At 66.4% G+C, this 23,048-nt stretch carries 23 protein-coding genes, 1 tRNA gene and 1 pseudogene; 8 read left to right on the forward strand and 17 right to left on the reverse strand.

Annotation, left to right across the window (positions count from 1 at the left end; all coding sequences use genetic code 11):
• Positions 1 to 192: 192 nt before the first annotated feature.
• Genes FB562_RS06810 through cmtR form a run of 3 tightly spaced genes read right to left on the reverse strand, consistent with a single transcriptional unit; the run spans position 193 to position 1,528 of the window.
• Positions 193 to 510, reverse strand: coding sequence for a hypothetical protein (locus FB562_RS06810; RefSeq protein ID WP_036301234.1), 318 nt, complete (start codon positions 508 to 510; stop codon positions 193 to 195).
• Complete coding sequence (locus tag FB562_RS06815) at positions 507 to 1,172, reverse strand: cation efflux transmembrane domain-containing protein (RefSeq protein ID WP_036301243.1); 666 nt, start codon at positions 1,170 to 1,172, stop codon at positions 507 to 509. Before FB562_RS06815 ends, FB562_RS06810 begins: the two co-directional genes overlap by 4 nt.
• Positions 1,169 to 1,528, reverse strand: coding sequence for a Cd(II)/Pb(II)-sensing metalloregulatory transcriptional regulator CmtR (gene cmtR / locus FB562_RS06820; RefSeq protein WP_081766446.1), 360 nt, complete (start codon positions 1,526 to 1,528; stop codon positions 1,169 to 1,171). Before cmtR ends, FB562_RS06815 begins: the two co-directional genes overlap by 4 nt.
• A gap of 53 nt (positions 1,529 to 1,581) precedes the next feature.
• Between cmtR and FB562_RS06825 the strand changes: the two genes are divergently transcribed.
• On the forward strand, positions 1,582 to 2,565 hold the full coding sequence (locus tag FB562_RS06825; RefSeq protein WP_036301240.1) for an arsenic resistance protein: 984 nt from the start codon (positions 1,582 to 1,584) through the stop codon (positions 2,563 to 2,565).
• A gap of 298 nt (positions 2,566 to 2,863) precedes the next feature.
• On the opposite strand, the pseudogene FB562_RS06830 reads toward FB562_RS06825, so the two are convergent.
• Positions 2,864 to 3,019 (reverse strand): annotated as a pseudogene (locus tag FB562_RS06830) (ATP-binding protein); the annotation flags it as partial.
• A 266-nt stretch (positions 3,020 to 3,285) separates the two neighbouring features.
• Between FB562_RS06830 and FB562_RS06835 the strand changes: the two are divergent.
• The 6 genes from FB562_RS06835 to FB562_RS06860 all read left to right on the forward strand — a co-directional run bounded on the left by FB562_RS06835 (position 3,286) and on the right by FB562_RS06860 (position 8,151).
• A complete protein-coding gene (locus tag FB562_RS06835) occupies positions 3,286 to 3,816 on the forward strand; it encodes a hypothetical protein (RefSeq protein WP_036297576.1) in 531 nt (176 codons plus the stop codon).
• A gap of 53 nt (positions 3,817 to 3,869) precedes the next feature.
• Entirely contained in the window at positions 3,870 to 5,594 is a 1,725-nt protein-coding gene (locus tag FB562_RS06840; RefSeq protein WP_425459824.1) for a type IV secretory system conjugative DNA transfer family protein, read from the forward strand.
• A gap of 82 nt (positions 5,595 to 5,676) precedes the next feature.
• Positions 5,677 to 6,141 (forward strand): single-stranded DNA-binding protein, encoded by a 465-nt coding sequence (locus tag FB562_RS06845; RefSeq protein ID WP_036297570.1) that lies wholly within the window; start codon positions 5,677 to 5,679, stop codon positions 6,139 to 6,141.
• A gap of 15 nt (positions 6,142 to 6,156) precedes the next feature.
• Positions 6,157 to 6,720, forward strand: coding sequence for a hypothetical protein (locus tag FB562_RS06850; RefSeq protein WP_036297572.1), 564 nt, complete (start codon positions 6,157 to 6,159; stop codon positions 6,718 to 6,720).
• Positions 6,717 to 6,935, forward strand: a complete 219-nt coding sequence (locus tag FB562_RS06855) for a helix-turn-helix transcriptional regulator (RefSeq protein WP_036297574.1) — start codon at positions 6,717 to 6,719, stop codon at positions 6,933 to 6,935. Before FB562_RS06850 ends, FB562_RS06855 begins: the two co-directional genes overlap by 4 nt.
• A 61-nt stretch (positions 6,936 to 6,996) precedes the next feature.
• Positions 6,997 to 8,151 (forward strand): tyrosine-type recombinase/integrase, encoded by a 1,155-nt coding sequence (locus tag FB562_RS06860; protein WP_246081370.1) that lies wholly within the window; start codon positions 6,997 to 6,999, stop codon positions 8,149 to 8,151.
• 196 nt (positions 8,152 to 8,347) lie between these two features.
• On the opposite strand, the gene FB562_RS06865 is transcribed toward FB562_RS06860, so the two are convergent.
• Positions 8,348 to 8,421, reverse strand: a tRNA-Pro gene (locus FB562_RS06865).
• Positions 8,422 to 8,762: 341 nt separating this feature from the next.
• Between FB562_RS06865 and FB562_RS06870 the strand changes: the two genes are divergently transcribed.
• A complete protein-coding gene (locus FB562_RS06870; protein WP_141880429.1) occupies positions 8,763 to 10,007 on the forward strand; it encodes a TetR/AcrR family transcriptional regulator in 1,245 nt (414 codons plus the stop codon).
• A gap of 15 nt (positions 10,008 to 10,022) precedes the next feature.
• Here FB562_RS06870 and FB562_RS06875 read toward each other — a convergent pair whose 3' ends face one another.
• The 12 genes from FB562_RS06875 to FB562_RS06930 all read right to left on the reverse strand — a co-directional run bounded on the left by FB562_RS06875 (position 10,023) and on the right by FB562_RS06930 (position 22,903).
• Positions 10,023 to 12,167 (reverse strand): 3-hydroxyacyl-CoA dehydrogenase NAD-binding domain-containing protein, encoded by a 2,145-nt coding sequence (locus FB562_RS06875; RefSeq protein ID WP_141880430.1) that lies wholly within the window; start codon positions 12,165 to 12,167, stop codon positions 10,023 to 10,025.
• A gap of 2 nt (positions 12,168 to 12,169) precedes the next feature.
• Positions 12,170 to 13,381 (reverse strand): acetyl-CoA C-acetyltransferase, encoded by a 1,212-nt coding sequence (locus FB562_RS06880; RefSeq protein ID WP_141880431.1) that lies wholly within the window; start codon positions 13,379 to 13,381, stop codon positions 12,170 to 12,172.
• Between the two features lie 71 nt (positions 13,382 to 13,452).
• Positions 13,453 to 13,923 carry an NUDIX domain-containing protein gene (locus tag FB562_RS06885; protein WP_141880432.1) on the reverse strand — a complete coding sequence of 157 codons (471 nt, stop codon included), beginning with the start codon at positions 13,921 to 13,923 and terminating at the stop codon, positions 13,453 to 13,455.
• 199 nt (positions 13,924 to 14,122) lie between these two features.
• The gene (locus tag FB562_RS06890; RefSeq protein WP_141880433.1) at positions 14,123 to 15,208 is read right to left on the reverse strand and encodes an LLM class flavin-dependent oxidoreductase; all 1,086 of its coding nucleotides are present in this window, start codon (positions 15,206 to 15,208) and stop codon (positions 14,123 to 14,125) included.
• A 65-nt stretch (positions 15,209 to 15,273) separates the two neighbouring features.
• Positions 15,274 to 16,332, reverse strand: a complete 1,059-nt coding sequence (locus tag FB562_RS06895; protein WP_141880434.1) for a serine hydrolase domain-containing protein — start codon at positions 16,330 to 16,332, stop codon at positions 15,274 to 15,276.
• A gap of 69 nt (positions 16,333 to 16,401) precedes the next feature.
• The gene (gene der, locus FB562_RS06900) at positions 16,402 to 17,934 is read right to left on the reverse strand and encodes a ribosome biogenesis GTPase Der (protein WP_141880435.1); all 1,533 of its coding nucleotides are present in this window, start codon (positions 17,932 to 17,934) and stop codon (positions 16,402 to 16,404) included.
• 30 nt (positions 17,935 to 17,964) lie between these two features.
• Positions 17,965 to 18,672, reverse strand: coding sequence for a (d)CMP kinase (gene cmk, locus FB562_RS06905; RefSeq protein ID WP_141880436.1), 708 nt, complete (start codon positions 18,670 to 18,672; stop codon positions 17,965 to 17,967).
• The gene (locus FB562_RS06910; protein ID WP_141881119.1) at positions 18,645 to 19,748 is read right to left on the reverse strand and encodes a prephenate dehydrogenase; all 1,104 of its coding nucleotides are present in this window, start codon (positions 19,746 to 19,748) and stop codon (positions 18,645 to 18,647) included. The genes cmk and FB562_RS06910 overlap by 28 nt, the downstream gene beginning before the upstream one ends.
• A gap of 5 nt (positions 19,749 to 19,753) precedes the next feature.
• On the reverse strand, positions 19,754 to 20,575 hold the full coding sequence (locus tag FB562_RS06915) for a pseudouridine synthase (protein ID WP_246081372.1): 822 nt from the start codon (positions 20,573 to 20,575) through the stop codon (positions 19,754 to 19,756).
• Complete coding sequence (gene scpB, locus FB562_RS06920) at positions 20,544 to 21,191, reverse strand: SMC-Scp complex subunit ScpB (RefSeq protein WP_141880437.1); 648 nt, start codon at positions 21,189 to 21,191, stop codon at positions 20,544 to 20,546. The genes FB562_RS06915 and scpB overlap by 32 nt, the downstream gene beginning before the upstream one ends.
• Positions 21,181 to 22,017, reverse strand: coding sequence for a segregation and condensation protein A (locus FB562_RS06925; protein WP_141880438.1), 837 nt, complete (start codon positions 22,015 to 22,017; stop codon positions 21,181 to 21,183). Before FB562_RS06925 ends, scpB begins: the two co-directional genes overlap by 11 nt.
• A complete protein-coding gene (locus tag FB562_RS06930; RefSeq protein ID WP_141880439.1) occupies positions 22,001 to 22,903 on the reverse strand; it encodes a ParA family protein in 903 nt (300 codons plus the stop codon). The genes FB562_RS06925 and FB562_RS06930 overlap by 17 nt, the downstream gene beginning before the upstream one ends.
• Positions 22,904 to 23,048: the final 145 nt, after the last annotated feature.

The raw sequence follows: 23,048 nt of genomic DNA on the forward strand, positions 1-23,048 counted from the left end.
CAGCAGTCAAGGCGGTCATAGAAGAGTCGGCTGCCGACGGAATTGGCTAGAGAACCCGCCACATCGCTGGTGGGACGATCAGCGGGCGGCATATTCAGTGGTTGCGGACATGCACCAGAGACCGCGATTCGACCCAGATCGTGTACCCGCAAGCGCGGCGAGGGGTCACATACAGGAGCGTTTGGCGGTGCGTCAGCCGTGGCCGATGTTGAGCGCGGCGAGTTGGTCGGAGGTGCCGCGCGCGATTAGGCGCAATTCCTCATCGCTTTCCTCGGTGCTCCAATCCACGAACGCGCAGCAGCGCCGTTCGACCGCGACGAGGTCTCGCAGGCGCAAGATTGAGTCCTCGACTTTCGCGTAGTGAACGGTGAGTTGTGTGTCGGTGCGTTCGGAGGACTGCGCGTAGTCGGCGTCGAAGGCCTGCCACTTCTCAACCTGCGCCTTGGCCTCGGCGATGGTGGGCAGAGTGCACGCGATCGGAGCTTCGTTGAAGGGGCCGTTGTGTGTCATCGAACCGTCGCCTCTACCTCTTCGTTGTCGAGGTCCTCGAGGACTTCGAACGGGGACTCCACATCGCCGCGCCACGCCTCGATGCCTTCACGGATTGCGAGTACCGCCACGACGAGGGCGGCAACGGAGTCGGCCCACCACCAACCGAACAGGCTGTTGAGGGCGAGGCCGATGAAGACTGCCCCTGAGAGGTAGACGCAGAGGATGAGCTGCCTAGCGTCAGCCATGACGCTCTTGGAATCCAGCTCTCGACCGGTGCGCACCTCGAACCAGGCAAGCAGCGGCATGATGACCAGGCTGAGTGCCGTGATCCCGAGCCCGAATGGGCTGTGCGCGGGCCCCTCCACCCGAATAAGGCTCAGGACAGCATCGATTGAGACGTAGGCGGCGAGGGCGAAGAAAGCGAGGCCGATCACCCGCACCGTAACTTTCTCCCAGCGCTCCGGATCTTTCCGCGTGAACTGCCATGCGATCGCGGCCGCAGACAGCACTTCCACGATGGAATCAAGGCCAAACCCGATCAGGGCCGCGGAGGATGCGACAGTACCTGCCCACACCGCCACGATGGCTTCGATCACGTTGTACGTGATCGTAAACCCCACGATGAAACGGACGCGACGGTGCAGCCTAGAGCGACGTTCAGCGGTCAGGGATGTGCTCATGCGTTCACTGCCGTTCCGCAGCATCCAGGGACGCTGCACGATTCATCGACGCACGGGGCGTTCTCGTCAACAGATAGCGTCACATCCACGAGAGCGGTGAGAGCGGCCGCCAAGTGAGGGTCGGCGATTTCGTATCGCGTCTGCCGGCCCTCCGGCTCTGCCACGACAATCCCGCAGTCCCGCAGACAGGTCAGGTGGTTAGAGACATTCGACCGGGATAGATCCAACGATCGCGAGAGCACGGCCGGGTAGCTCGACCCGCCGAGCAGCGTCATCAGGATTCGAGAGCGGGTCGGATCGGCCATCGCTCGACCGAGACGGTTCATCACATCGATACGAGAAGCTATAGTCAGCATTTGATGACTATACAGTGAGCAATGACCAATTGGAAGCTTGGAGAATGAACGACATGCGCTCAAGGGTGGAATGGCTGGAACGATACCAGGTCGCGCTTTACCTCATCGCCCTTCTCGTCGGAGCGGGAGTCGGCCTGCTGGTCCCTGGTGTCGCGCACCCGGCCGAGGGCGCGATCAACCCTGTGCTCGGGCCACTGCTCTACGCGACATTCCTCGGAGTGCCGTTCGCAAAGATAGGCCAGGCTTTCCGCGACTGGCGCTTCCTGATCACGGTGCTCGTGGTGAACTTCGCCCTCGTTCCGGTGGTCGTGTTCCTCCTGTCGCGCATCGTCGCACACGATCAAGTCCTGCTGGTCGGTGTGCTGTTCGTGTTGCTGACACCATGCGTGGACTACGTCATCGTGTTCACCGGGGTCGCCGGTGGTGCCAGAGACCGGCTCCTCGCCGCAGCACCACTACTGATGCTCGTGCAGATGCTCCTACTCCCGGTCTACCTGTGGCTGTTCGTCGGCAATGAGTTCGTCCGCGCCGTCGACCTTGCCCCGTTCGTCGAAGCTTTCCTACTACTCATCGCGCTACCTCTCATCGCCGCCGGGCTGACCCAGTTTCTCGCAGTCCGCACCCGCGCTGGAAAGGTCCTGCAGGAGATCGTACTGGGGGCGATGGTGCCACTGATGATGCTGACCCTTGCGGTAGTTGTCGTCTCACAAATCGGCGGCGTCTGGCAACAACTCGCTTCGTTGCTCCGGGCCATCCCGGTTTTCTTTTTGTTCGCCGCGGCCATGATCCCCATTGGTGCTGCAGCAGGGAGGATCGCTCGACTTGACGTTGCAGGGCGTCGAGCGATCGTGTTCAGCGGCGCCACGCGCAACTCCCTGGTTGTCCTCCCGCTCGTCCTTGCGCTGCCGGCAATCTTCGACCTTGCCCCGCTCGTCGTCGTCACGCAGACGCTCGTCGAGCTCGTCGCCATGGTTCTCTTCGTCCGACTCATCCCGCGCCTACTCCCGGCCCATGCCTCGGAACGTGCGGACTCCTAACCGCGTTGGACCTGGACGCTCCGACACCTTCCACGACGTCAGCGACTATGCAGTTGCATCAGGCGATCATTACTTGGAAGCGCGTCTTTACCGAAGGCTGCCAAGCACAGGCCACCGAGACTCGCAAGCTGGACGCCCACCGGGACTCCTGCCCCGGAATGACACACCGGTGCCGACGCGTGTGGTTCCGGCAGGCGGACATTCCCGTAAGACCCGCCCGAGAAAATGCCTGGTCAGGGGACGCTAAACGCTACAGCGGATCCGGTGATGAACTGCTCGCCGGGTCCGCTCAGTTTGCTTACTTTCCCGTGTCCCACGCGTGGGTGTTCTTCGTGTGGGCGAGGCGGCAGGAGTCGCTGCCGGTTTCGATGATGTTGCCGCCGAAGGTGAGACGGTCCACGATCGCAGCGCAAAGCCGCGGATCAGTGAGAGTCTTCGTCCAGCCGGAGAACGACGAGGCAGCCTTCGAGTCTAACCCCCAACGGGTTCCTCACGAAGCCGGTCGGACTAGCTCGACTCGTCACCGATCCACGGGCGGTGCTTGACTCCCTTGACGCGCAGCAATAGCACACGGTCCAGCCTGGGCACCCCCGACGAACGATCAAAGCAAATACGAGAATCCTCGGTCCGGAAGTTGTAGACCCGGCCGTCGACGGTCACGTCCAGCCCGTACCTGGAGTGCATTGTGCAATGGCGCGGGTACCCGCGCACCTCTGTGGCATGAGCAATAGCCCTGCAGGAACGCCACTCGGATCGCCCATCGCTTTCCCCCTCGCAGTCATCACGGTCAGCGAGCGCGGAGCCATAAACGTCAGCTGCAACGGAAACGACTTCCCGCCTCCAACGCCGGACGCGCCTTGGAGCCGCGCACGGTTTGGTGATCTTCTTGATGCGATATCCGAACACCGCTCCCACACCGTCCGAGTTGAGGTGCACGAGTTCGATGGCTCGGTGTTCACCGACATCGTCCATGCGGTGCGACGAGAGCAAGCCATCGCAGACGTTCAGTCACCCAGCACGATGCGGCGAGCGCGGCACCGCCCAACGGATCAGCTGATCGAGGTCACCGGGTCCGGATTCGTCCCTGGCGAGGACGTCACCGTCGCGCTGTCAGTCTCCAGTGCTGAAGGATCCGCTGACGGGAGCGCTCGTGCGGTCATCGATATGAGCCAACTCGTGGATCACCGATCGGAGATATTGCTCATCGGACGCGTCTCCGGCGTCATCGTCACCGAATCTTTGCCATCGTGAGTACCCCACACGGTCAGGGTCGGGGTTTCGGCGATGAGTTGACCAACTTCCTGATGATCGCGTTGATCGCAGTCTTCGGGGTCGCCGTCGTCTTGCGAGCTGCGGGTTCCGTTGCGGCATTCCTCGCTGGCACTGCGCAACCTCAGGTCGGGATTGCTGGCGGAGTCACCCTGCTGTTCAGCCCGACAAATCCGGCCGAGGTGCTGCAGGCGCCCGGTCTGAATGCAATTCTCTACTGGTCGATTGCAATACTGCTGCTCCTCATTCTCGGCAGCGCTATCGGGTGGGCTTGGGTCCGTTGGCGTCGGCACTCACACAACGTCGATACCGATCCACGGCGGCTCGCGGGAACTGCCAGCAGTCACGAGGTCGCAACCAGTGCGTCGGCGAAGGCACTCCTGCGCCGAGCTGCGACGCTTCGCCCTTCACTGGAACAGCCAGAACCCGCGGACGTGGGCTACCTGCTCGGGCGCTCGCACGGCAAGCAGGTGTGGGCCAGCGTCGAAGACTCGATCCTTCTCATCGGCCCGCCGCGTTCAGGTAAGGGCCTGCACATTGTGATCCCAGCGATTCTCGATGCGCCGGGTGCAGTGGTGACGACGTCGACCCGGCCCGACAACTTGACGGCAACGATGCGCGCACGCGAACGGTTCGGTCCGGTCGCCGTCTTTGATCCTCAGCATCTTGCTGAAGGCGTCTCCTCTGGGCTGCGGTGGTCGCCTATTCGGGGCTGCGAGGACCCGTTGACCGCGATGATTCGCGCGACTGGTCTTGCAGCGGCCACCGAGCTGTCCGCTGGCGGCGTCGAGGGTGGAGGGTTCTGGGAAGGAAAGACCCGCATCGCTCTGCAGGCGCTCCTACATGCGGCCGCGCTCGATCATCGAAGTCCGGCTGAGCTGTTCCGATGGACCCTCGACCCATCAGCCGCCGCGGAGGCAGTCGCCATCCTGACGGGCTCACCGCTGGCAGCCACGGGGTGGGCGGATTCGCTGGAGGCAACGCTCGACGCCGACCCGCGCACGCGCGACAGTATCTGGCAGGGTGTTTCGCTCGCATTGTCGGCGCTGGCCGACCCCAGAGTGCTAGATGCTGTCAGCCCGGCAGAAGGCGAGCAGTTCGATCCCGAGCGTTTCATCCGCGACCGTGGCACGCTGTATCTTCTGGCGACCGGCGTTGGGGCCGGGAACAGCGCAGCTCTCGTCGCAGCTCTCGTTGAAGACCTTGTCGAGACCGCCCGCCGAATGGCTGCTCGATCACCCGGCGCACGGCTCGATCCGCCGCTACTGTTTGCGCTCGACGAGATCGGAAACCTTGCGCCGCTACCCTCACTGCCCACACTCATGGCAGAAGGTGGCGGCACCGGGATCACAACGATGCCGGTGCTTCAATCCCTTGCCCAGGCGCGGGACAAGTGGTCTGAGAACAAGTCGGCAGCGATCTGGGACGCCAGTATCGCGAAGATCATCCTTGGAGGCGCCTCGAACTCACGAGACCTTCAAGACCTCTCCACGCTGATCGGCGAACGCGACGAGTTCACCGACTCCGTCACGCTCGGTGACCATGGCTCGCGTTCCAACCAGCGTTCCATCCGTCGCGTACCGATCCTGCCGCCCGACCGCATTCGCACGTTGCCGTTTGGCACCGGGGTCATCTTGCTCCGGTCGGCGCCCCCGATCGTCACTGACCTCCACCCCTGGCCCAAGCGCCCCGACGGTCAACAGCTCAAAGCGGATCGTGCAGCGGTTGAGTCGCTGTTGAGACGCCCTGCCACGCCATGATCCGCGCTGGGGCGCAGCGCGCACCTGTCTGTTGCAGCGGCCATCACATCCGATGGCCGCCCCAACAAATCAAGGAGTCGTCATGTCCATCGACACCCAGCAAGCCATCACAGGATTCATCGCGACCGAGCCCCGTCTGACCTACACCGAGGACGGCACCGCGCGGTTCTACGCGCGGATCGGCATAGAGCATTCTCAGCAGACCCCAGACGGAAGTTTCACGCAGCTCGACCCGTCCTTCCACGACATGAGCGCCTTCCGGCGCGCAGCCGAAGAAGGAGTCGCGCGATTCCACAAGGGCGACAAGTTCATCGCCACTGGACGCGTGCGCGAGTACAGCTACGAGAAGGACGGCCAGAGCGTCGCGGCCGAGGAGTTCATTGTCTCCCGCTTCGGTCACGACGTCGCACGCACCCAATACGAGGTCGATCGCGGACCCCATCGCGACAGCAACATGCGCGAGGCGACCGGTCGTGATGCGTCCCCTTTTGAAGCCCCCGCCCGAGCACGAGCGCAGTCAGATGCCGCTCCTGCGGTCAGCATCTGAGCAGGAGCGGTCATCATGAGTGACTTCGTTCCCACCGCTGAAGCACACGAAGGGCGCGACGAGGATGACGACGACGAATCGCTGGTCGCTGAACCACCGCATCCGATCAACTGGAATCTCCTCACCGCGAACGACGCGGAGGTTGAGTGGCTGGAGCTGAATCGCTGGGTCTACTGGCTCCGCCGCACTTACGGACTCCCCGCCGCAGTGATCCCGCCCTACTGGCATCGTCACCCCGAACTCGTGTGGGAGCTGTCAGCGCTGCACCTGCACTGGCTGTGCGCCTACGACCCCAACCAAAACGGATCCGCACCACTGGGGTGGCATCGCGATTTTGCGGATGCTCGCCTCCGCCTCCGGGACTGGGTAGCTACTTCCGGGACCCGACTCGATCGTGATCGCCCCACACGGCAAGCCACCTGGCCCGGGGAGGAGCCGCCTACTCCCTCTGAAGAGTCAATGATCACCGACCGGGAAGCCGACTTTGTCGAATTCGTCGTTGATGATGTTCAGCATCGTCAAACGGCTGAGGACGAGTTCTACCGTTCGCTCGGCGATCCTCCGCTGGAGGAGTCATGAGCAACGCGGTCGAGGCGACTGCGCCCGTCTCACCATTGCTGGATAGCCGAGAGGTCGCCTCGTACCTGAAGGTCTCCGAATCGACATTGTCTCGATGGCGCTCCGCGGAGACCGGGCCACCATTCATCAAGCTCGGCGGTATCGCCCGATACCGGCTCGAAGCCATCGACCAATGGCTACAGAACTTGGAGCCGCACCATGGCGCGCCCAGTTGAGCCGATGCCAGAGTCCTCACCCCGACCGGTGCCACCGATCGGGGTGAGGATCTCCACCGACATGGAACGACGCTCCTACGGAATTCGAGCGCGGGCACGCTGGACCGATCCGCTCACCAAGCAACGCGTGATCCGTACCGAAATCGTAAAAGACGAGGCAACCGCACGCGCATTCTTCGAAACGCTCCGGAACTCTTCGGTCAAGGGAATGGACGTCTCGATGACGCTCCTGGAGTTCTTTACCTCGATCGAGGATCGATGGGCACGCGGCCTCGATATGACCTCCACCGGAGACAACTACCGGTACGGTCTTCGGCTCCGAGTGCTCCCGGCGCTTGGCCATCTGCCCGTCACTCAGATCACCGCGGGAATGATCGACCGCACGATCGACGACTGGGAGAAGCAGTACGGCGCATCGACGATTAAGAACACCATCGCCCCACTCGTGCGGGTACTCGACGAAGCCGTTCGCGACGGCCTGATCACAATCAATCCCGCCAAACACCGGGCGAAGCGGAGTCTCCACAGAAACGCCTTCCGAATCCAACCCGCCGAAGATGCTGCCCCGCGCGCGCACGCGATCCCTGATCTGCAGAAACTGAACCAGCTCGCCTCCGCCTGCGGCACTGTCCATCAGTCCTATTCAGACTTCGTGATGCTCGCCGCTCTACTGGCAGCTCGTTCTTCCGAAGTCTCCGGGCTTCAAGTCGGAGACGTGGACTTCACAAAGAACCTCGTCATCATCAGACGACAGGTCTTTCCCGGCAGGGGCGGCCTCATCACCAAGCCAACCAAAAGCCGCAAAGAGCGTCGCGTGCCGATTCTCGACCCACTCCGGCCAGTCCTGAAACGACTCTGCGCGTTCAAGCAATCAGACGCACCACTCCTCGTCGGTCCGCGTGGCGGTTTCCTTACGACAGCCACCGTTCGCGACGCCACCAGCTGGGACCAGGTTGTTGCTGACCTCGGCCTGCCCAATCTCACACGACACGGTCTCCGACACACCGGCGCCACCTGGCTCGCCGACGCCGGAGTCCCCCTCCATGTCCTCCAAGAGATCCTCGGACACGCCTCAATCGAGACCACTCGCGGCTACCTCCACCCCGATGACCGCCACCTCGCCTCCGCCGCAGAACAAGCCAACGCCTTCCTCAGCAGAGACACTCCTCGGAACCCATCGCGACGACCGCGGCAGGGCACGGGACGCGGGCTGTGACCCGCTCCGTCGCCGGTATTCACCGTTCTGGTCCCCTTTTGGTCCCCTTATCCACAGACAGGGCATCGCGACGGATTCTGTCATCCACGGGTCGACCACGCCAACCTGTCCGGGGGGACCAGAGGGGGACCAGAGAAAACGACGTTCAGAAACAACAAATCCCTGATGAAAATTGCTTCTCATCAGGGATTTTCTGTCGGGCTGACAGGATTTGAACCTGCGACCCCTTGACCCCCAGTCAAGTGCGCTACCAAGCTGCGCCACAGCCCGTGGCATTGTTTTTCAGTTGTTCGGGCCGACCGAAGAGTGGTAAACCACTTAACCCCCAGTCAAGTGCGCTACCAAGCTGCGCCACAGCCCGTGGCTTGTCGCCGCCGGCCCCGCAGGACCAGTGGCAACCGGAACAGCTTACCGTGTTTTGGCGGCCACCGAAGACACCGGCCGGCCTGAGCATCCGCGAATCGCATCCGCACATCGACGCAACATAGCGAGCTGCGCGGGGATAGGGTCGCCCGAGCTGTCTGCCCGCACTTTGGGGTACAAAGTCCTCTTTTAGGGGGACACGGTTCGTGGTTTGCTTGGAGACAAGACATCACGGAAGGGACACCACGATGTCGGACCCGACAACCATCGGCGTAACGTCGCCGACCGGTGGACAACGAGAACGGATTCTCGCAGCCGCCACCGAAGCCTTCGCCGCGCGCGGATACCACCACACCAGCATCGAAGAGATCTGCTCCGAATCAGGGGTCGACAGCCGCAGCATCCTCGCGCTGTTCCCCGACAAGTACGAACTCTTCCACCAGGTCGTGCTCGGCGCCGCCGACACCCAGCTGCGGGCAGCGCAGAGCGCCAGCAACCCCACAACGGATGCCCGCCAGGCCCGCGCCGCCCTGCTGGCCGTCATCGAGGCGGTCGCCCGCAGCAGCATCAGCTCTCGCGCATCCGGCGGCTTCTACCGCGGCGAGAGCCGCTACCTCCGCCCCGCGCACCTGCAGGAACTGCGCAACCGACTCGCCGATCTGCGCCGCACCGTGCGCGAACCGCTGCAACGCCTGCGACCCTGCCTCAGCGACGGCGACGCCGAACTGATGAGCGCCGCAGCGCTCAGCGCCATCGCCAGCATCACCATCCACCCCACAACGCTGCCCGCAGCAAAGATGATGACCCTGCTCACCGTGTCGGCCATGCGCATCCTCGAAAGCGACCCGGCAGACCGACCGGATGCAACACCCGGCATGCCGCACGGTGAGCAGCACCACCCCCTCGCGCAGGCGCCCACCCGCCGCTGGCAGCCCGACACCAGCCCGCGCGGCACCATCCTCGCCACCGCCATCCAGCTGTTCCACGTCCACGGCTTCAACGCGGTCACCATCGACGACATCGCGAACGCGATCGGCATCATCCCGCAGCAGGTCACCCAGCACTTCCCCACCACCTCGGACCTGCTGCGCGACGCCTGCCTCGAAAGCTACCGGGTGCTCGACGCCACAATGCAGAACGCGCTCACCAGCAGCGACATGCCCGGCGACATCCTCGCCGCGCTCAGCCGCGGCTACGTGCGCCACTCCTTCGCCGACACCGAGATGATGTCGGTGTTCCTCAACGACGCCCGCAACCTGGTCGACGACAACCAGGAGAAGATGCTCGAACTGCAGCGCCACTTCATCAGCCAGTGGGTGCGCACCCTCTGGCAGGTGCGGCCAGAACTCTCCTCCCCCGAAGCCCAGTTCCTGGTGTTCGCCGGGCTCAGCATCGTCGCCGACCTCGGCCGCCTCGTGCAGTGGGAGAACGACCCGACCGTCAGAGCCAAGATCGAAAAGCTCGTGCTCTCCGCCATGGCGAACCGCTACTGAGCAGGCCAGCGCCTCCTACCGGAACGACTCCCCCGCCTCCGCACGCCGCAGCAGCGACGCTGGCGGTGTGAACTGCTCACCGAACAGCGCCTCCAGCTCGCGCGCCCGCGCCACAAAACCGGGCAGGCCGCCCTCGAACTGGTCGATGAACTGCAGCACACCGCCCGTCCACAACGGAAAACCGATGCCCAGCAGCGAGCCCACATTCGCATCCGCCACCGACGACAGCACACCCTCGTCCAGGCAGCGCACCGACTCGATCGCCTCCGCGAACAGCATCCGATGCTGCAGGTCGCGGAACGCCGTCGCATCCACCGGTACCGCCTCCGCCCGACCCCTCGCCGGCGGCTCCACCGCGCCGAAGGCCTGCCGCAGCCCCGGCCACAGGCCCACCCTGCGCCCTTCCACATAGTCGTAGAAACCAGCGCCAGACGAGCGCCCGCGGCGGTCGAACTCGTCGATCATGCGATCGAGCACCACCGCCGAAGCATGCTCCGGCCGGTCATTGATCGTGCGCGCCAGCGTCAACGTCAACTCGTCCACCAGCTGCAGCGGCCCCGACGGGTAGCCGGCCTGCAGCGCCGCCTGCTCCACACTCGACGGCGCGACACCCTCGCCCACCGCCGCGACCGCCTCCGTCAGGTAGCGCATGATCACCCGCGAGGTGAAGAAGCCGCGCGAATCATTCACCACGATCGGCGTCTTGCCCAGCTGCAGCACGAAGTCGAACGCCCTCGCCAGCGTCACATCAGAGGTCTGCTCGCCGCGCACAATCTCCACCAACGGCATCCGGTGCACGGGCGAGAAGAAATGGATGCCGATGAAATCTGCCGGCCGCGACACCGCCTCCGCCAGCTGCGTGATCGGCAACGTCGACGTGTTCGAGCCGAGCAGCGCATCCGGCCCCACGACAGGCTCCACCTCGCGGAACACCTGCTGCTTCACGTCAACACCCTCGAACACGGCCTCGACCACGATGTCCACGTCGGCCAGATCGTCGACAGACGCGGTCGGGCGGATGCGATCCATCAGCTGCGCAGACCGCTCCGGCGAGGTGCGGCCCCGTTCGATGGCGCGCTGCTCCAACGCTGCCGCGTGCGCCCTACCGTGCTCGGCCGCCTCCAGCGTCACGTCTCTCAGCACAACATCCGCCCCCGCCTTCGCGGCGGCGTAGGCGATGCCGGCGCCCATCATGCCGGCGCCGAGCACGCCCACGCGCGAGGTTGACCACTTCGGCACCTGAGCGGGCCGGCTGGCGCCCGCCATGATCTGTTGCATGTCGAAGAAGAATGCGCCGGTCATGTTCTTCGCCACCGGCCCGATGACGAGGCTCACGAAATAGCGTGTCTCCACCAGCAGAGCCGTGTCCACATCGACGAAGGATCCCTCCACCGCTGCTGCGAGGGCGGCCCTCGGCGCCGGCATCGGCGCCCCCTTCAGCTGGCGGCGCAGCATCGCCGGCATCGCTGTCAGCGTCGCGCCCATCGACGCCGGCTCACCGCCCGGCAGCCGAAAACCTTTCTCATCCCACGGCTTCACCGGTGACGGGTTCGAGGCGATCCATTGCTTCGCGGCGGGCACCAGAGCCTCCGCATCCGCAACCAGCTCGTCGATCAGTCCCGCGGCGAGCGCATCGCGCGCACCGAAACGGGTGCCCGGCAGAACAATGTCGGTGAGGGCGCGTTGCACACCGAGCATGCGCACCAGCCGGGTGATGCCGCCGGCACCAGGGAACAGGCCCAGCGTGACCTCCGGCAGCCCGAAGCGGCTACGCGGCGCATCCACTGCGATGCGCCGGTGGGTCGCCAGCGCCAACTCGAGGCCGCCCCCCAACGCAGTGCCCGACATGGCCGCGACGACAGGTCTGCCCAGGGTCTCGAGCCGCCGGAACTGCGCCTTCACGCGGGAGATGAAATCGTGGATGCGCTCAGCATCATGCGGCCCGGCATCCCGCAGCATCTGCAGATCGGCGCCCGCGCTGAACGTCTTCTTGGCACTCAGCAGCACAACGCCGGCGATCGAGTCGCGCTCCGCCTCGAGCCGGTCGAGTGTGTGCCCCATCGACGAGATGTACGTCTCGTTGATGGTGTTGATGGATGCGTTCGGGTCGTCCATCGTCAGAATCACGACGCCGTCGTCATGCTGCTCCCAGCGGATCATGGTCACACCCTCTCGATGATCGTTGCGATGCCCATACCCGAGCCGATACAGAGCGTTGCGAGGCCATACCGCAGGCCGCGCAGCTCCAACTCGTCAAGCAGGGTGCCCAGGATGATCGCACCGGTCGCCCCCAGTGGGTGACCCATCGCAATCGCCCCGCCGTTCACGTTGACCTTCTCCGGGGGGATGTCCAGGTCGCGCATCCACTTCAGCACAACAGCCGCGAACGCCTCATTCAGCTCGAACAGGTCGATGTCGTCGACTGTGAGCCCCGCACGCTCAAGCACTTTGCGTGTTGCGGGCGTCGGGCCCGTCAGCATGATGGTTGGCTCACTACCCACCACAGCCTGGGCGACGATTCGCGCCCGCGGGGCCACGCCCATCCGCCGCCCCGCGTCCTCATCGCCGATGAGCATGATCGCCGCACCGTCGACGATCCCCGACGAGTTCGCCGCCGTGTGAACGTGGTCGATGCGCTCCACCCAGTGGTACTTCTGCAGGGCGACCGCGTCGAAACCAAACTGCTCCCCCATGCCGGCGAAGGCCGGCGACAACCCAGAGAGCGACTCGACCGTCGCGCCCGGCCTGCGATGCTCGTCGTGAGCCAGCACGGGCAGGCCGTTCATGTCGACCACGGGCACGATCGAACGGTCGAAGCGGCCGGCACGCCACGCGGCATCCGCCTTCTCCTGCGACCCGACGGCGAAGGCGTCGACATCCGCGCGGCTGAAGCCTTCCAGCGTGGCGATCAGGTCGGCACCGATGCCCTGCGGCACGAAATAGCCGTCATAGGCGGTCGTCGGGTCCTGCCCGATTGCTCCCCCGTCCGAACCGATCGGCACGCGCGACATCGACTCCACCCCGCCGGCAACGATCAACGAATCGCCTCCGCCGGCAACCCTCGCCGCAGCCAGGTTCACCGCCTCGAGACCGGATGCGCAGAAACGGTTCACCTGCACGCCCGGCACCTCCTGCGGCAGCCCCGCCACCAGCGCTGCCGTGCGCGCGATGTCTCCGCCCTGCTCCCCCACCGGCGACACAACACCGAAGATCACATCATCGATACGTCCGGTGTCGAGCCCGGGGTTGCGAGGCACCAGCTCGCGCAGCAGCCCTGCCGCCAGATCGACCGGCTTTGTGCCGTGCAGCGCACCGCCCCTGTTCTTACCGCGCGGGGTTCGCAGCGCGTCAAAGATGAAAGCCTGCCCTGCCATTGACATCTCCTTCGATGCTTGTAGCGTTCAACCGCAGCGTGTTCAGCGAGCGTTGCGCGCCAACCGTTCTGTTACAGCCTCGACCTCAGCTGCGGCCACGACTCCTCGAAACGCGGGTGCAGTGGCAGGTCAAGTACGCGGTCGAGCGCGATCCACTGCAGGTCGAGACTCTCCGGGTCGGTGATCTGCGGCTCGAACGGGCGCGTCACCTCCACAGCGACGGTCGTGTACGACCAGTAGCCCAGATCGAGAACGCTCTCGAACAGTGGCCGCACTGCATCCTCCGGAACGGCCGCCTCCTCGCCCGCCTCGCGCAGCGCCGCCTCCAGTGCCGACTCGTGCTCGTGGCGCGCCCCACCCGGCAACCCCCAGGTGCCGCCGAAGTGACTCCACTCGGCCCGGTGCTGCAGCAGGATGCCGCGCTCCCGATCGATGACCAGCAACCCGGCCGCGCCGAACAGACCCCAATAGCGGTCACCGTTCGGCCCCTCAACCCAGGCGTCGCCCGAATCACGGGGCCTGAAAGTCGGCGGCTGCGTCATGCATCCACTCTCTCACGATGCGGTGGCCGGTGGCCGGTCCGATCGCAATCGGGAGTAACTCGGCGGCAGATCTCGAGACTGGCGCCCCAGAGGGCACCACCTCGATCAGCGGCCTCGCGGGTCGAGGGTTGCCGTCCACACCTCGCGGGTCGAGGGATCGCCGTCTACGGCGATCGTCTCGAGACCCAGCTCACGTCCGTTACAGCAGTTCCGCCGCGAGCAGCTCGAGCGCTCTCACACGTGCCGGTGCGGTGCGGGGGTCGTCGTTGTTGTGCGCCGAAAGCCCGGGCACAACCATGACCTCGTCGACGCCGAGTGTCGTCGCGAGCGTGCGGATGCGTGCGGCCGCGTTCACAGGCTCGTCGATGACCCAGCGCTCCAGCATGGAGTCGACGAGTTGCTGCTGCGCTGGCGGCAGTTCGGTCGCGGCGGCCTCTTCGATGGTGGCGAGTGGTCCGAGTGGCTGGCCGCTGCGCAGTCTCGCCATCTGCTGCAGTTGCGGCAGTGCGGCGGCGTGCGCTTCTGCTGCGGTCTCGGCGACGGAAACGTTGAGGGTGAGGAACGTGCGCGGCTCTTTCAGGGTCTCGGATGCTTCGAAGCCGTCGCGGTACAGCCCGACGATGCGTTCGGTTCCCTCTCCCGAGAAGTGGTGCGCGAACACGTAGGGCATGCCGAGCCGCGCGGCGAGGCGCGCGGAGAACTCGCTCGATCCGAGCAGCCAGATGTCGGCCACGCTCGTGGCCGCGGGGGTCGCGCTGAGCGTGTACATCTGCCCGTTCGGCAGCCTGAGGGCGGCACCGTCGGCGTCGAGCAGCGCCGCGATGTCCTGCACATGCTGCGGGAAGTCCTCGGGGTTGCTCGTCGTGCCGCTGGTGCGCAGGAACGAGGTGATGACGGGGTCGCTGCCGGGCGCACGCCCCAGCCCGAGGTCGATGCGGCCCGGGTAGGCGGCCTCCAGCAGTGCGAACTGCTCGGCAACGATGAGCGGTGAATGGTTGGGCAGCATGACGCCGCCCGATCCGATGCGGATGCGCTCGGTGTTCGCCGCGAGGATGCCGATGAGCACGGCGGGGTTCGTCGAGGCGACGGCCCGCATGTTGTGGTGCTCGGCGACCCAGTACCGGGTGAAGCCGAGCTCGTCGGCGCGGCGAGCCAGTTCGATCGACGCGGCCACCGCATCCGCTGTCGTCTGCGTGCTGCGCACGGGAATGAGGTCGAGCACCGACAGTGCCAGGCGGGCGTCGGATGCGGCGGGTACGGGCACGTCAGGCAGTGAGTCAGTCATCATCCGGCCCAACAGCGCTACCGCGGCGGGCATTCCCCCGCGTCGTCACTCGATGGCCCCGGTCGTCACTCGACGGCCAGTGCCGCCAGTCGCGCCATGAGCCGGTAGGCGAGCGTCTTGTTCTTCAGCTGGTTGACCGTGCCAGAGATGAACAGTCCCGACTCTGGGGCGTGGAACAGCACCGATCCGGTGGAGCCGCCGTGGCCGAAGAATTCGCGCGGCGCTGCCCCCGGCGACAGCAGTCGCGGCATCGAGAAGCGCATCAGCCCGAGCCCGTAACTCAGCGGGAAGGCGATGCGGCGCCACTCCCCCGTCATCTCGTCGAGCTGCCCGCGGTCGAACAGCTCTCCGCCGAGGAATGCCCGCAGGAACACGATGCCGTCATCCGCGGTCGACACAAGGCTGCCCTGTGCGCGCACGGATGCCATCGTCAGCGGGATGCGCACCGCATCCGGCCCGTTGTGAATGGCGGCGACGGTGTCGTAGCGTTCGACGTCGGCGAGACCGAACGGCCAGCTCGAGGCGAGCGAGAGGGGCGACAGGATGCGTTCGGTCACCGCCTGCTCCCAGCTGCGGCCTGTGAGAACCTCGATGACGCGGCCGAGAAGCAGCGCGTTCGTGTCCGAGTAGAACGCCCGACGTCCGGTGCCCGGCGGGAATGCGGGGCGCAGCTGGGTGCGCACGGTGCTGAGTGCCTGCTCGAAGGTCCAGCCGCGGTCGCGGCGCAGCGCGTCGTCGCGCACCGAAGCCCCATCGTGGGCGCGTCTCTGCTCGAAGTAGTCGGCGAGGCCGGAGGTCTGTGAGAGCAGCTGGCGGGCCGTCAGCTCCTCGCTGCGATCATGTTCACGGTAGACGTGCAGCCCGGCGAGCAGATCGGCGCCGAGGTGAGCTGCGATCGGCTCGTCCAGGTCGAGCAGGCCCTCCTGCCTCAGCTGCAGCGCGAGCGCCGCCGTGTACATGTTGGTGATGGAGCCCACGAAGTACGGCTTCGGCTCCGTCTCGCTCTCGTAACTCCACGACCACCCCGTTTCGGGGCGGGCGAGGGCGAACGACACGGGCCCGATGTCCGGGCGCGCCGAGACGCCGTCGAGCACGGCGCGTAATCGGGTTTCGTCGAGTCCCACGCGCACAGCCTAGATTCTCGAGGCTAACTCCGCTAACCCCCGTGTGGGGCTGGGGACTCAGGGCAGGGCTCAGCGCTTGCGACGCTCGCGCACCCGCATGTTGACCGTGATGGGGGTTCCCTCGAAGCCGAAGATCTCGCGCAGGCGCCGCGTGATGAAGCGGCGGTACTGCGGGTCGAGGAACCCGGTCGTGAACAGCACGAACGTCGGCGGTCGGCTGGATGCCTGGGTGCCGAACAGGATACGCGGCTGCTTTCCGCCGCGCAGCGGGTGCGGGTGCTCCGCGGTGAGCTCGGCGAGCAGGGCGTTGAACTTGCCGGTCGGGATGCGGGTGTCCCACGAGTCGAGTGCCGTCTCGAGGGCGGGCACCAGCTTCTCGAGGTGGCGGCCCGTCTTGGCGGAGATGTTCACGCGCGGCGCCCACGACACATGCGCGAGGTCCTGTTCGATCTCGCGCTCCAGCAGCCCGCGGCGCTCATCGTCGAGCAGGTCCCACTTGTTGAATGCCAGCACGAGGGCGCGACCCGATTCGAGCACCAGCTCGATGATCCGCAGGTCCTGCACGCTGATCGGCTCGGTCACGTCGAGAACGACGACGGCGACCTCCGCCTTCTCGAGCGCCGCGCTGGTGCGCAGGGAGGCGTAGAAGTCGGCGCCCTGCGCCAGATTCACACGACGACGGATGCCTGCGGTGTCGACGAAACGCCACACGCGTCCCGCGATCTCCACCTGCTCGTCAACCGGGTCACGCGTGGTGCCGGCGAGGTCGTTGACGACGACGCGCTCCTCGCCCGCCGCCTTGTTGAGCAGGCTCGACTTGCCCACATTCGGGCGGCCGATGATGGCGACCCTGCGCGGGCCGCCCACTTCTTCCTTCGCCACGGCCGAGACCTCGGGCAGCACGGAGAGCACGTGGTCGAGCAGATCGGCGACGCCGCGCCCGTGCAGGGCAGAGACCGGCCACGGCTCCCCCAGCCCGAGGCCCCACAGCGCTGCGGCTTCGGCCTCCTGGCGCACATCGTCGACCTTGTTGGCGACCAGGATGACGGGCTTCTTCGTCTGGCGGAGCATCCGCACAACATGCTCGTCGGTTGAGGTGGCGCCGACGTTCGCGTCGACGACGAACAGCACCGCGTCGGCGAGGTCGACCGCGACCTCGGCCTGCGCGGCGACGGAGGCGTCGATGCCCTTGGCGTCGGGCTCCCAGCCGCCCGTGTCGACGAGGCTGAAGCGGCGTTCGTTCCATTCGGCCTTGTAGGTGACCCGGTCACGCGTGACGCCGGGGGTGTCCTCCACGACGGCCTCGCGGCGGCCGAGGATGCGGTTCACGAGCGCCGACTTGCCCACGTTCGGGCGACCGACGATCGCGAGCACGGGCAGCGCCGGCAGGTACACGACCTGGTCGGGGTCGCCCTCGGTCGCGTCGAGGATGTCGAAGTCCTCAGCCTCGAGGTCATACTCGTCGAGGCCAGCCCGCAGCGCGCGCGCCCGGATGGCGGCATCGTCGTCGGTGATCGACGAGATGCGCTCGGCAAGCTGCTCGTCGAGCTCGGGAAAGTCGTCGTCGGCCGTCTCGTTGGCTGGCGTGTCGTCGTGTCGCATGGTGGGGTCCTTTGGGTGGCGTCGCGCTCGTCAGCCGCTCGTGCGGCGAACAAGGCCCACGACGGCCTGGATCGTCTGGTCGAAGTCCAGATCGGTTGAATCTATTGTCGTCACGCCGTCTGCGGCGTTCATGAAGTCCACGACGCGCGAATCCTGTGCATCGCGCGAACTGAGGTGCTTCGCCACCTCCTGGGCCGATTGCCCGGAGATCTCGGCGGAGCGCCTCGCCATTCTAGCTTCTTCGGATGCGGTGAGCAGAATCCGCACCGGTGCATCCGGCGACACCACGGTGGTGATGTCGCGGCCCTCGGTGATGATGCCGGGTCGCTCGCTCGACGAGATCACGTGACGGAACAGCTCGACGAGGTACGCGCGCACCGGCAGCATCCGGGCGATCCTGCTGACGACGGCAGAGATGCGCGGTTCACGGATGGCCGCCTCGACGTCGACGTCGCCCACCCGCACGAAGTAGGCGTCGGGGTCGATGCCGATGCCGTAGTCGAAGTCGGCGAGCGCGGCGACGACCGCCGCCTCGTCGTCGAGGTCGATTCCGCGCTCGAGCACGAACCAGGCGAGCGCCCGGTACGCGGCGCCCGAATCCTGGTAGTCGAAGCCGAGCTGTCGGGCTGCCGCCCTGCTCACGCTCGACTTGCCGCTGCCGGCGGGGCCGTCGATCGCGACGACCGTGCGCCCCTGTGCTGTCGTGTCGTTCACTGGTAGGCCCCCGCGATCTTCCATCCGCGCTCCTCGAGTTCCGAGACGAGACGCTCCTCGGCCTCGGGCAGCACCGCGATCTCGGCGAGACCGATCTGGGCTCCCGGCGAGTGCTCCAGCCGAAGGTCCTCCATGTTCACTCCCAGTTCGCCGATCTCGGTGAGCAGTCGCGCAAGCTCCCCCGGCCGGTCGTCGATCTTCACCACGATCTGGGCGAAGCGCCGATCCTGCCCGTGCTTGCCCGGCAGCCTTGACACGCCGTTGTTGCCGCCGGCGAGGATCTGCGCGAGCGACTTGCGGGCGCCGCGGGCCTCCTGGTCGCTGAGCGCGTGGATCATGACGTCGAGGTCGGTGCGGAAGTCGCGCAGCACCTCGATGATGTACTGCGAGTTGGCGCCCATGATCTGCACCCACAGTTCGGGCGCGCTGGCCGCGATGCGGGTGGTGTCGCGCAGCCCCTGCCCGGCGAGCTCCAGCGAGCCGGGGTTCGCATCGACGAGGCGACGGGCGAGCAGGGTCGAGATCGCCTGCGGCGCGTGCGAGACGAGGGCGACCGCCCGGTCGTGGTCTTCGGCAGACATGGCGACGGGCACGGCGCCCAGGTCGAGCACGAGATGCTCGATCACGGCGATCTGCGCCGCCGGGATGCCCGCATGCGCGGTGATCACCCAGGGCCGGCCGATGAACAGATCGGCGCGGGCCGAGATCGCTCCCCCACGCTCACGTCCGGCGAGCGGATGCGATCCGATGTAGCGGGAGACGTCGGCACCGACGACCCGCAGTTCGGCGAGCGGCGCGACCTTGACGCTGGCGACATCCGTGACGAGCGCGTCGGGGTAGGCCTTCAGTTCCTGCGCCACGACCTCGGCCGTGAGATCCGGCGGCACCGCCACCACGATGAGCGCCGGCGAGTCTGTGGCGTGCGCGGCACGCCCCGCCCCGTAGTCGATGGCGAGCCGCAGATTCGAGGGCGACGCGTCGTGCACGATCACATCGACGCCCTTCGCCATGAGCCCGAGCGCGACACTCGCGCCCAGCAACCCCGCGCCGACGACGCGCACGGATCCGACCGTTCGCGCCGTCACCTGCTGTTCGTCCACCGTGCTCACTCCCCGTCGTCCTGCTCGGGTTCCTGCTCCTGAGCGCCGGGCTTCGCCTCGCGGGCGATCGTCAGCAGCTGACCCAGTTCGATTTTAGTGAGGTCGCGGATCTCGCCGGAGGCGAGGGTTCCCAGATGCAGCGGCCCGAACTGCCTGCGCACCAGATCGATGACCGGATGTCCGACCGCGTCGAGCATCCGTCTCACGATGCGATTGCGCCCAGAATGCAGCGTCACCTCGACCATCGTCTCGGTGCCGCTCGAGGCGCCCAGGATGCGCGCCCTGTCGGCCGCGATGGGGCCGTCCTCCAGCTCGACGCCGGCGGTGAGCCTGCCGATGGTCTGCGCCGAGACGCGCCCCTCGACCTTGGCGATGTAGGTCTTCATCACCCCGAACGACGGATGCGCGAGAACGTGCGCGAGATCGCCGTCGTTGGTGAGGATCAGCAGCCCAGAGGTCTGCGCGTCGAGGCGGCCCACGTTGAACAGCCTCTCTTCATAGCGGGAGACGTAGCGTCGCAGGTCGGGCCGGCCGCGCTCATCCTGCAGCGAGCTGACGATCCCGACAGGCTTGTTGAGCATGAGGTAGCGGCGGCTCGTGTCGAGCTGGATGGCGACGCCGTCGACCGAGACCTCGTCGGTGTCGAGCACGCGCCGGCCGAGCTCGGTGACGACCTCGCCGTTGACGGCGACCCGTCCGGCCGAGATGAGGTTCTCGGAGACCCGACGCGAGGCGACCCCTGCGGCAGCCATGAGCTTCTGCAGGCGCACGCCCTCGGGCGATTCCTGGTTCTCGTCAGCGTGCATCATCGAATCCGTCCGTTCCATCGGGCAACAGTGGCGAGATCGGCGGCAGCTCGTCGAGCGAGTTGACCCCCAGCTGCGTGAGCAGCAGTTCGGTCGTCGCGTAGTGGATGGCGCCCGTCTCGGCATCCGTGTACGCCTCGGTCACGAGCCCGCGACCGAGCAGGGTGCGCACGACGGAGTCGACGTTCACGGCCCGGATCGACGCGATGGCGCCGCGGCTGATCGGCTGCTTGTAGGCGATCACGGCGAGCGTCTCGAGCGCCGCCTGAGACAGCCTGCTGGGGCTCTGCGTGAGCACGAAGTCGCGCACGACCTCGTCGTGTTCCTCGCGCACGTACAGGCGCCAGCCTCCGCCGACCTCGCGCAGCTCGAAGCCTCGCCGCGGGCCGCCCGTCTCGCCGTCGTAGTCGGCGACGAGACGATCGATCGACTGCCGCACCGCGGCGACGGGGGCGCCGAGCGCGGTCGCCAGCGCGACGAGGCCCTGCGGCTCGTCGACGACCACGAGGATCGCCTCCAGCCGCCGCTCGAGCTCCGCGGGGGTGGCAGGCTCGGAGCGCGCCTCCGTCTCGGTCCCGTCGATCACGGTCTCGGTCGTGCCTTCGGCCACGGTCTCGCCTTCATCTTCAGTTTCCATAGTCCGCCCCCAGGTTCGCGAGGCTCTCCTCAGACCAGTGTTCCGCCGTCCAGCGCAGCGTCAGCTCGCCGAGCGGCTCGATCTGCTCGAACGAGATCGCGGCACCCCGGTACAGCTCCAGAACGGCCAGGAAGCGGGCGATGACGACGCCCTTCAGCTCGGCCCCGGCGATCAGCTGACGGAACGACATCGGCTCGCCGCGGCGGAGCAGCGCCACGACATGGGCCGCCTGCTCCCGGATGCTCACCAGCGGTGCATGCAGATGGTCCAGCCCCACGGTGGGCAGCTCCCGGGGAGCCATCGCCAGCGCAGCCAGCGCGGCGAAGTCGTCGAGCGACAGGGTCCACACCAGCTCGGGGGTCTGCCTGCGGTACTTCTCCTCCAGCCGCACCGACCGCGTGTGCCTGCTCGCCTCGGCGTCGAGGTGCGAGGAGAACCAGGCCGACGCCTCCTTGAATGCACGGTACTGCAGCAGGCGCGCGAAAAGCAGATCGCGGGCCTCCAGCAGGGCGACGTCCTCGGCGTCGACGAGTTCGCCCTGGGGCAGCAGGCCGACGACCTTCAGGTCGAGCAGCGTGGCCGCGACGACGAGGAACTCGCTCGCCTCGTTGAGGTTGTCTGCCGTGTCGAGCCCGCGGATGTAGGCGATGAACTCGCTCGTGACGAGGCTCAGCGACACCTCGGTGATGTCGAGTTCGTGCTTGCCGATGAGGCTCAGCAGCAGATCGAATGGGCCGTCGAAGACGCCGAGGCTGACACTGAAGCCACCCTCTGAGGCCGCCCCGGTCTCGGTGCCGTCGGCGACCAGCTCAGGCGACTGCGCCACGGGAGATCAACTCACGGGCGAGCTGACGGTACGCCTCCGCAGCCGGATGCTCGGGGGCGAAGGAGGTGATCGGCGCTGCGGCGACCGAGGCATCCGGAAACTTCACGGTACGACCGATGACGGTCTCGAACACCTTCTCGCCGAAGGTCTCGACGACCCGCTCGAGCACCTCACGCGAGTGCAGCGTGCGCGAGTCGTACATGGTCGCCAAGATGCCGTCGAGCCCGATCGCCGGGTTCAGCCGGTCCTTGACCTTCTCGATCGTCTCGATGAGCAGCGCGACGCCGCGCAGGGCGAAGAACTCGCATTCGAGCGGGATGAGGACACCGTGACTGGCGGTGAGGGCGTTCACCGTGAGCAGGCCGAGCGAGGGCTGGCAGTCGATGAGGATGACGTCGTACTCGTCCTTCACCTTGCGCAGCACGCTCGCCAGGATCTGCTCGCGCGCGACCTCGTTGACGAGGTGCACCTCGGCAGCCGAGAGGTCGATGTTCGCGGGAATGACGTCGAGCCCCGGCGTCGAGGTGCTCTGGATGGCCTCATGCGGGTCCTTGATGGAGCCGAGCAGCAGGTCATAGATGTTCGGAACGTCGTGGGTCTGCACGCCGAGACCCGCCGAGAGCGCCCCCTGCGGGTCGAAGTCGATGGCGAGCACGCGGCGCCCGTAGTCGGCGAGTGCCGCCCCGACGCTGATGGTCGTGGTCGTCTTGCCCACGCCGCCCTTCTGGTTGCAGAGGGCGATGATGCGCGCAGGGCCGTGGCCCTTCAGCGGGGCCGGCTCGTCGAAGCTGCGCAGCGGGCGCCCGGTGGGGCCGTTCGGTCGGGTCTCGGTCTGTCGCAACTCGATTCCCTCGAGTTCGGCCGACTTGTTCCGCTGTACCGTCATCCGCCTCATCCTCACAGTAGACGCGCAGGCCCAATCGGATGCTCGGACCGCCGCAGCTCCCGATTCTATCGAGCCTCTCGGCCGCACCCGGCGCGCAACGCGAGGGCGCGTGACAGCTCGCCTCGACCGTTGGTTGAAGGTTGGA

It is taken from the genome of Homoserinimonas aerilata, assembly GCF_006716125.1.
Classification (GTDB): Bacteria; Actinomycetota; Actinomycetes; order Actinomycetales; family Microbacteriaceae; genus Homoserinimonas; species Homoserinimonas aerilata.

Excerpts from the sequence above, each read along its gene's own strand:
- FB562_RS06885 (WP_141880432.1), bottom strand. The coding sequence starts at position 13,923 with ATGACGCAGCCGCCGACTTTCAGGCCCCGTGATTCGGGCGACGCCTGG.
- scpB (WP_141880437.1), bottom strand. The coding sequence starts at position 21,191 with ATGGAAACTGAAGATGAAGGCGAGACCGTGGCCGAAGGCACGACCGAG.
- FB562_RS06875 (WP_141880430.1), bottom strand. The coding sequence starts at position 12,167 with ATGATCCGCTGGGAGCAGCATGACGACGGCGTCGTGATTCTGACGATG.
- cmk (WP_141880436.1), bottom strand. The coding sequence starts at position 18,672 with ATGGAAGATCGCGGGGGCCTACCAGTGAACGACACGACAGCACAGGGG.
- FB562_RS06845 (WP_036297570.1), top strand. The coding sequence starts at position 5,677 with ATGTCCATCGACACCCAGCAAGCCATCACAGGATTCATCGCGACCGAG.
- FB562_RS06890 (WP_141880433.1), bottom strand. The coding sequence starts at position 15,208 with ATGACTGACTCACTGCCTGACGTGCCCGTACCCGCCGCATCCGACGCC.
- FB562_RS06880 (WP_141880431.1), bottom strand. The coding sequence starts at position 13,381 with ATGGCAGGGCAGGCTTTCATCTTTGACGCGCTGCGAACCCCGCGCGGT.
- FB562_RS06870 (WP_141880429.1), top strand. The coding sequence starts at position 8,763 with ATGTCGGACCCGACAACCATCGGCGTAACGTCGCCGACCGGTGGACAA.
- FB562_RS06815 (WP_036301243.1), bottom strand. The coding sequence starts at position 1,172 with ATGAGCACATCCCTGACCGCTGAACGTCGCTCTAGGCTGCACCGTCGC.
- FB562_RS06835 (WP_036297576.1), top strand. The coding sequence starts at position 3,286 with ATGAGCAATAGCCCTGCAGGAACGCCACTCGGATCGCCCATCGCTTTC.
- FB562_RS06930 (WP_141880439.1), bottom strand. The coding sequence starts at position 22,903 with ATGACGGTACAGCGGAACAAGTCGGCCGAACTCGAGGGAATCGAGTTG.
- FB562_RS06840 (WP_425459824.1), top strand. The coding sequence starts at position 3,870 with ATGATCGCGTTGATCGCAGTCTTCGGGGTCGCCGTCGTCTTGCGAGCT.
- cmtR (WP_081766446.1), bottom strand. The coding sequence starts at position 1,528 with ATGCTGACTATAGCTTCTCGTATCGATGTGATGAACCGTCTCGGTCGA.
- FB562_RS06915 (WP_246081372.1), bottom strand. The coding sequence starts at position 20,575 with ATGGAACGGACGGATTCGATGATGCACGCTGACGAGAACCAGGAATCG.
- FB562_RS06810 (WP_036301234.1), bottom strand. The coding sequence starts at position 510 with ATGACACACAACGGCCCCTTCAACGAAGCTCCGATCGCGTGCACTCTG.
- FB562_RS06850 (WP_036297572.1), top strand. The coding sequence starts at position 6,157 with ATGAGTGACTTCGTTCCCACCGCTGAAGCACACGAAGGGCGCGACGAG.
- FB562_RS06825 (WP_036301240.1), top strand. The coding sequence starts at position 1,582 with ATGCGCTCAAGGGTGGAATGGCTGGAACGATACCAGGTCGCGCTTTAC.
- der (WP_141880435.1), bottom strand. The coding sequence starts at position 17,934 with ATGCGACACGACGACACGCCAGCCAACGAGACGGCCGACGACGACTTT.
- FB562_RS06860 (WP_246081370.1), top strand. The coding sequence starts at position 6,997 with ATGGAACGACGCTCCTACGGAATTCGAGCGCGGGCACGCTGGACCGAT.
- FB562_RS06855 (WP_036297574.1), top strand. The coding sequence starts at position 6,717 with ATGAGCAACGCGGTCGAGGCGACTGCGCCCGTCTCACCATTGCTGGAT.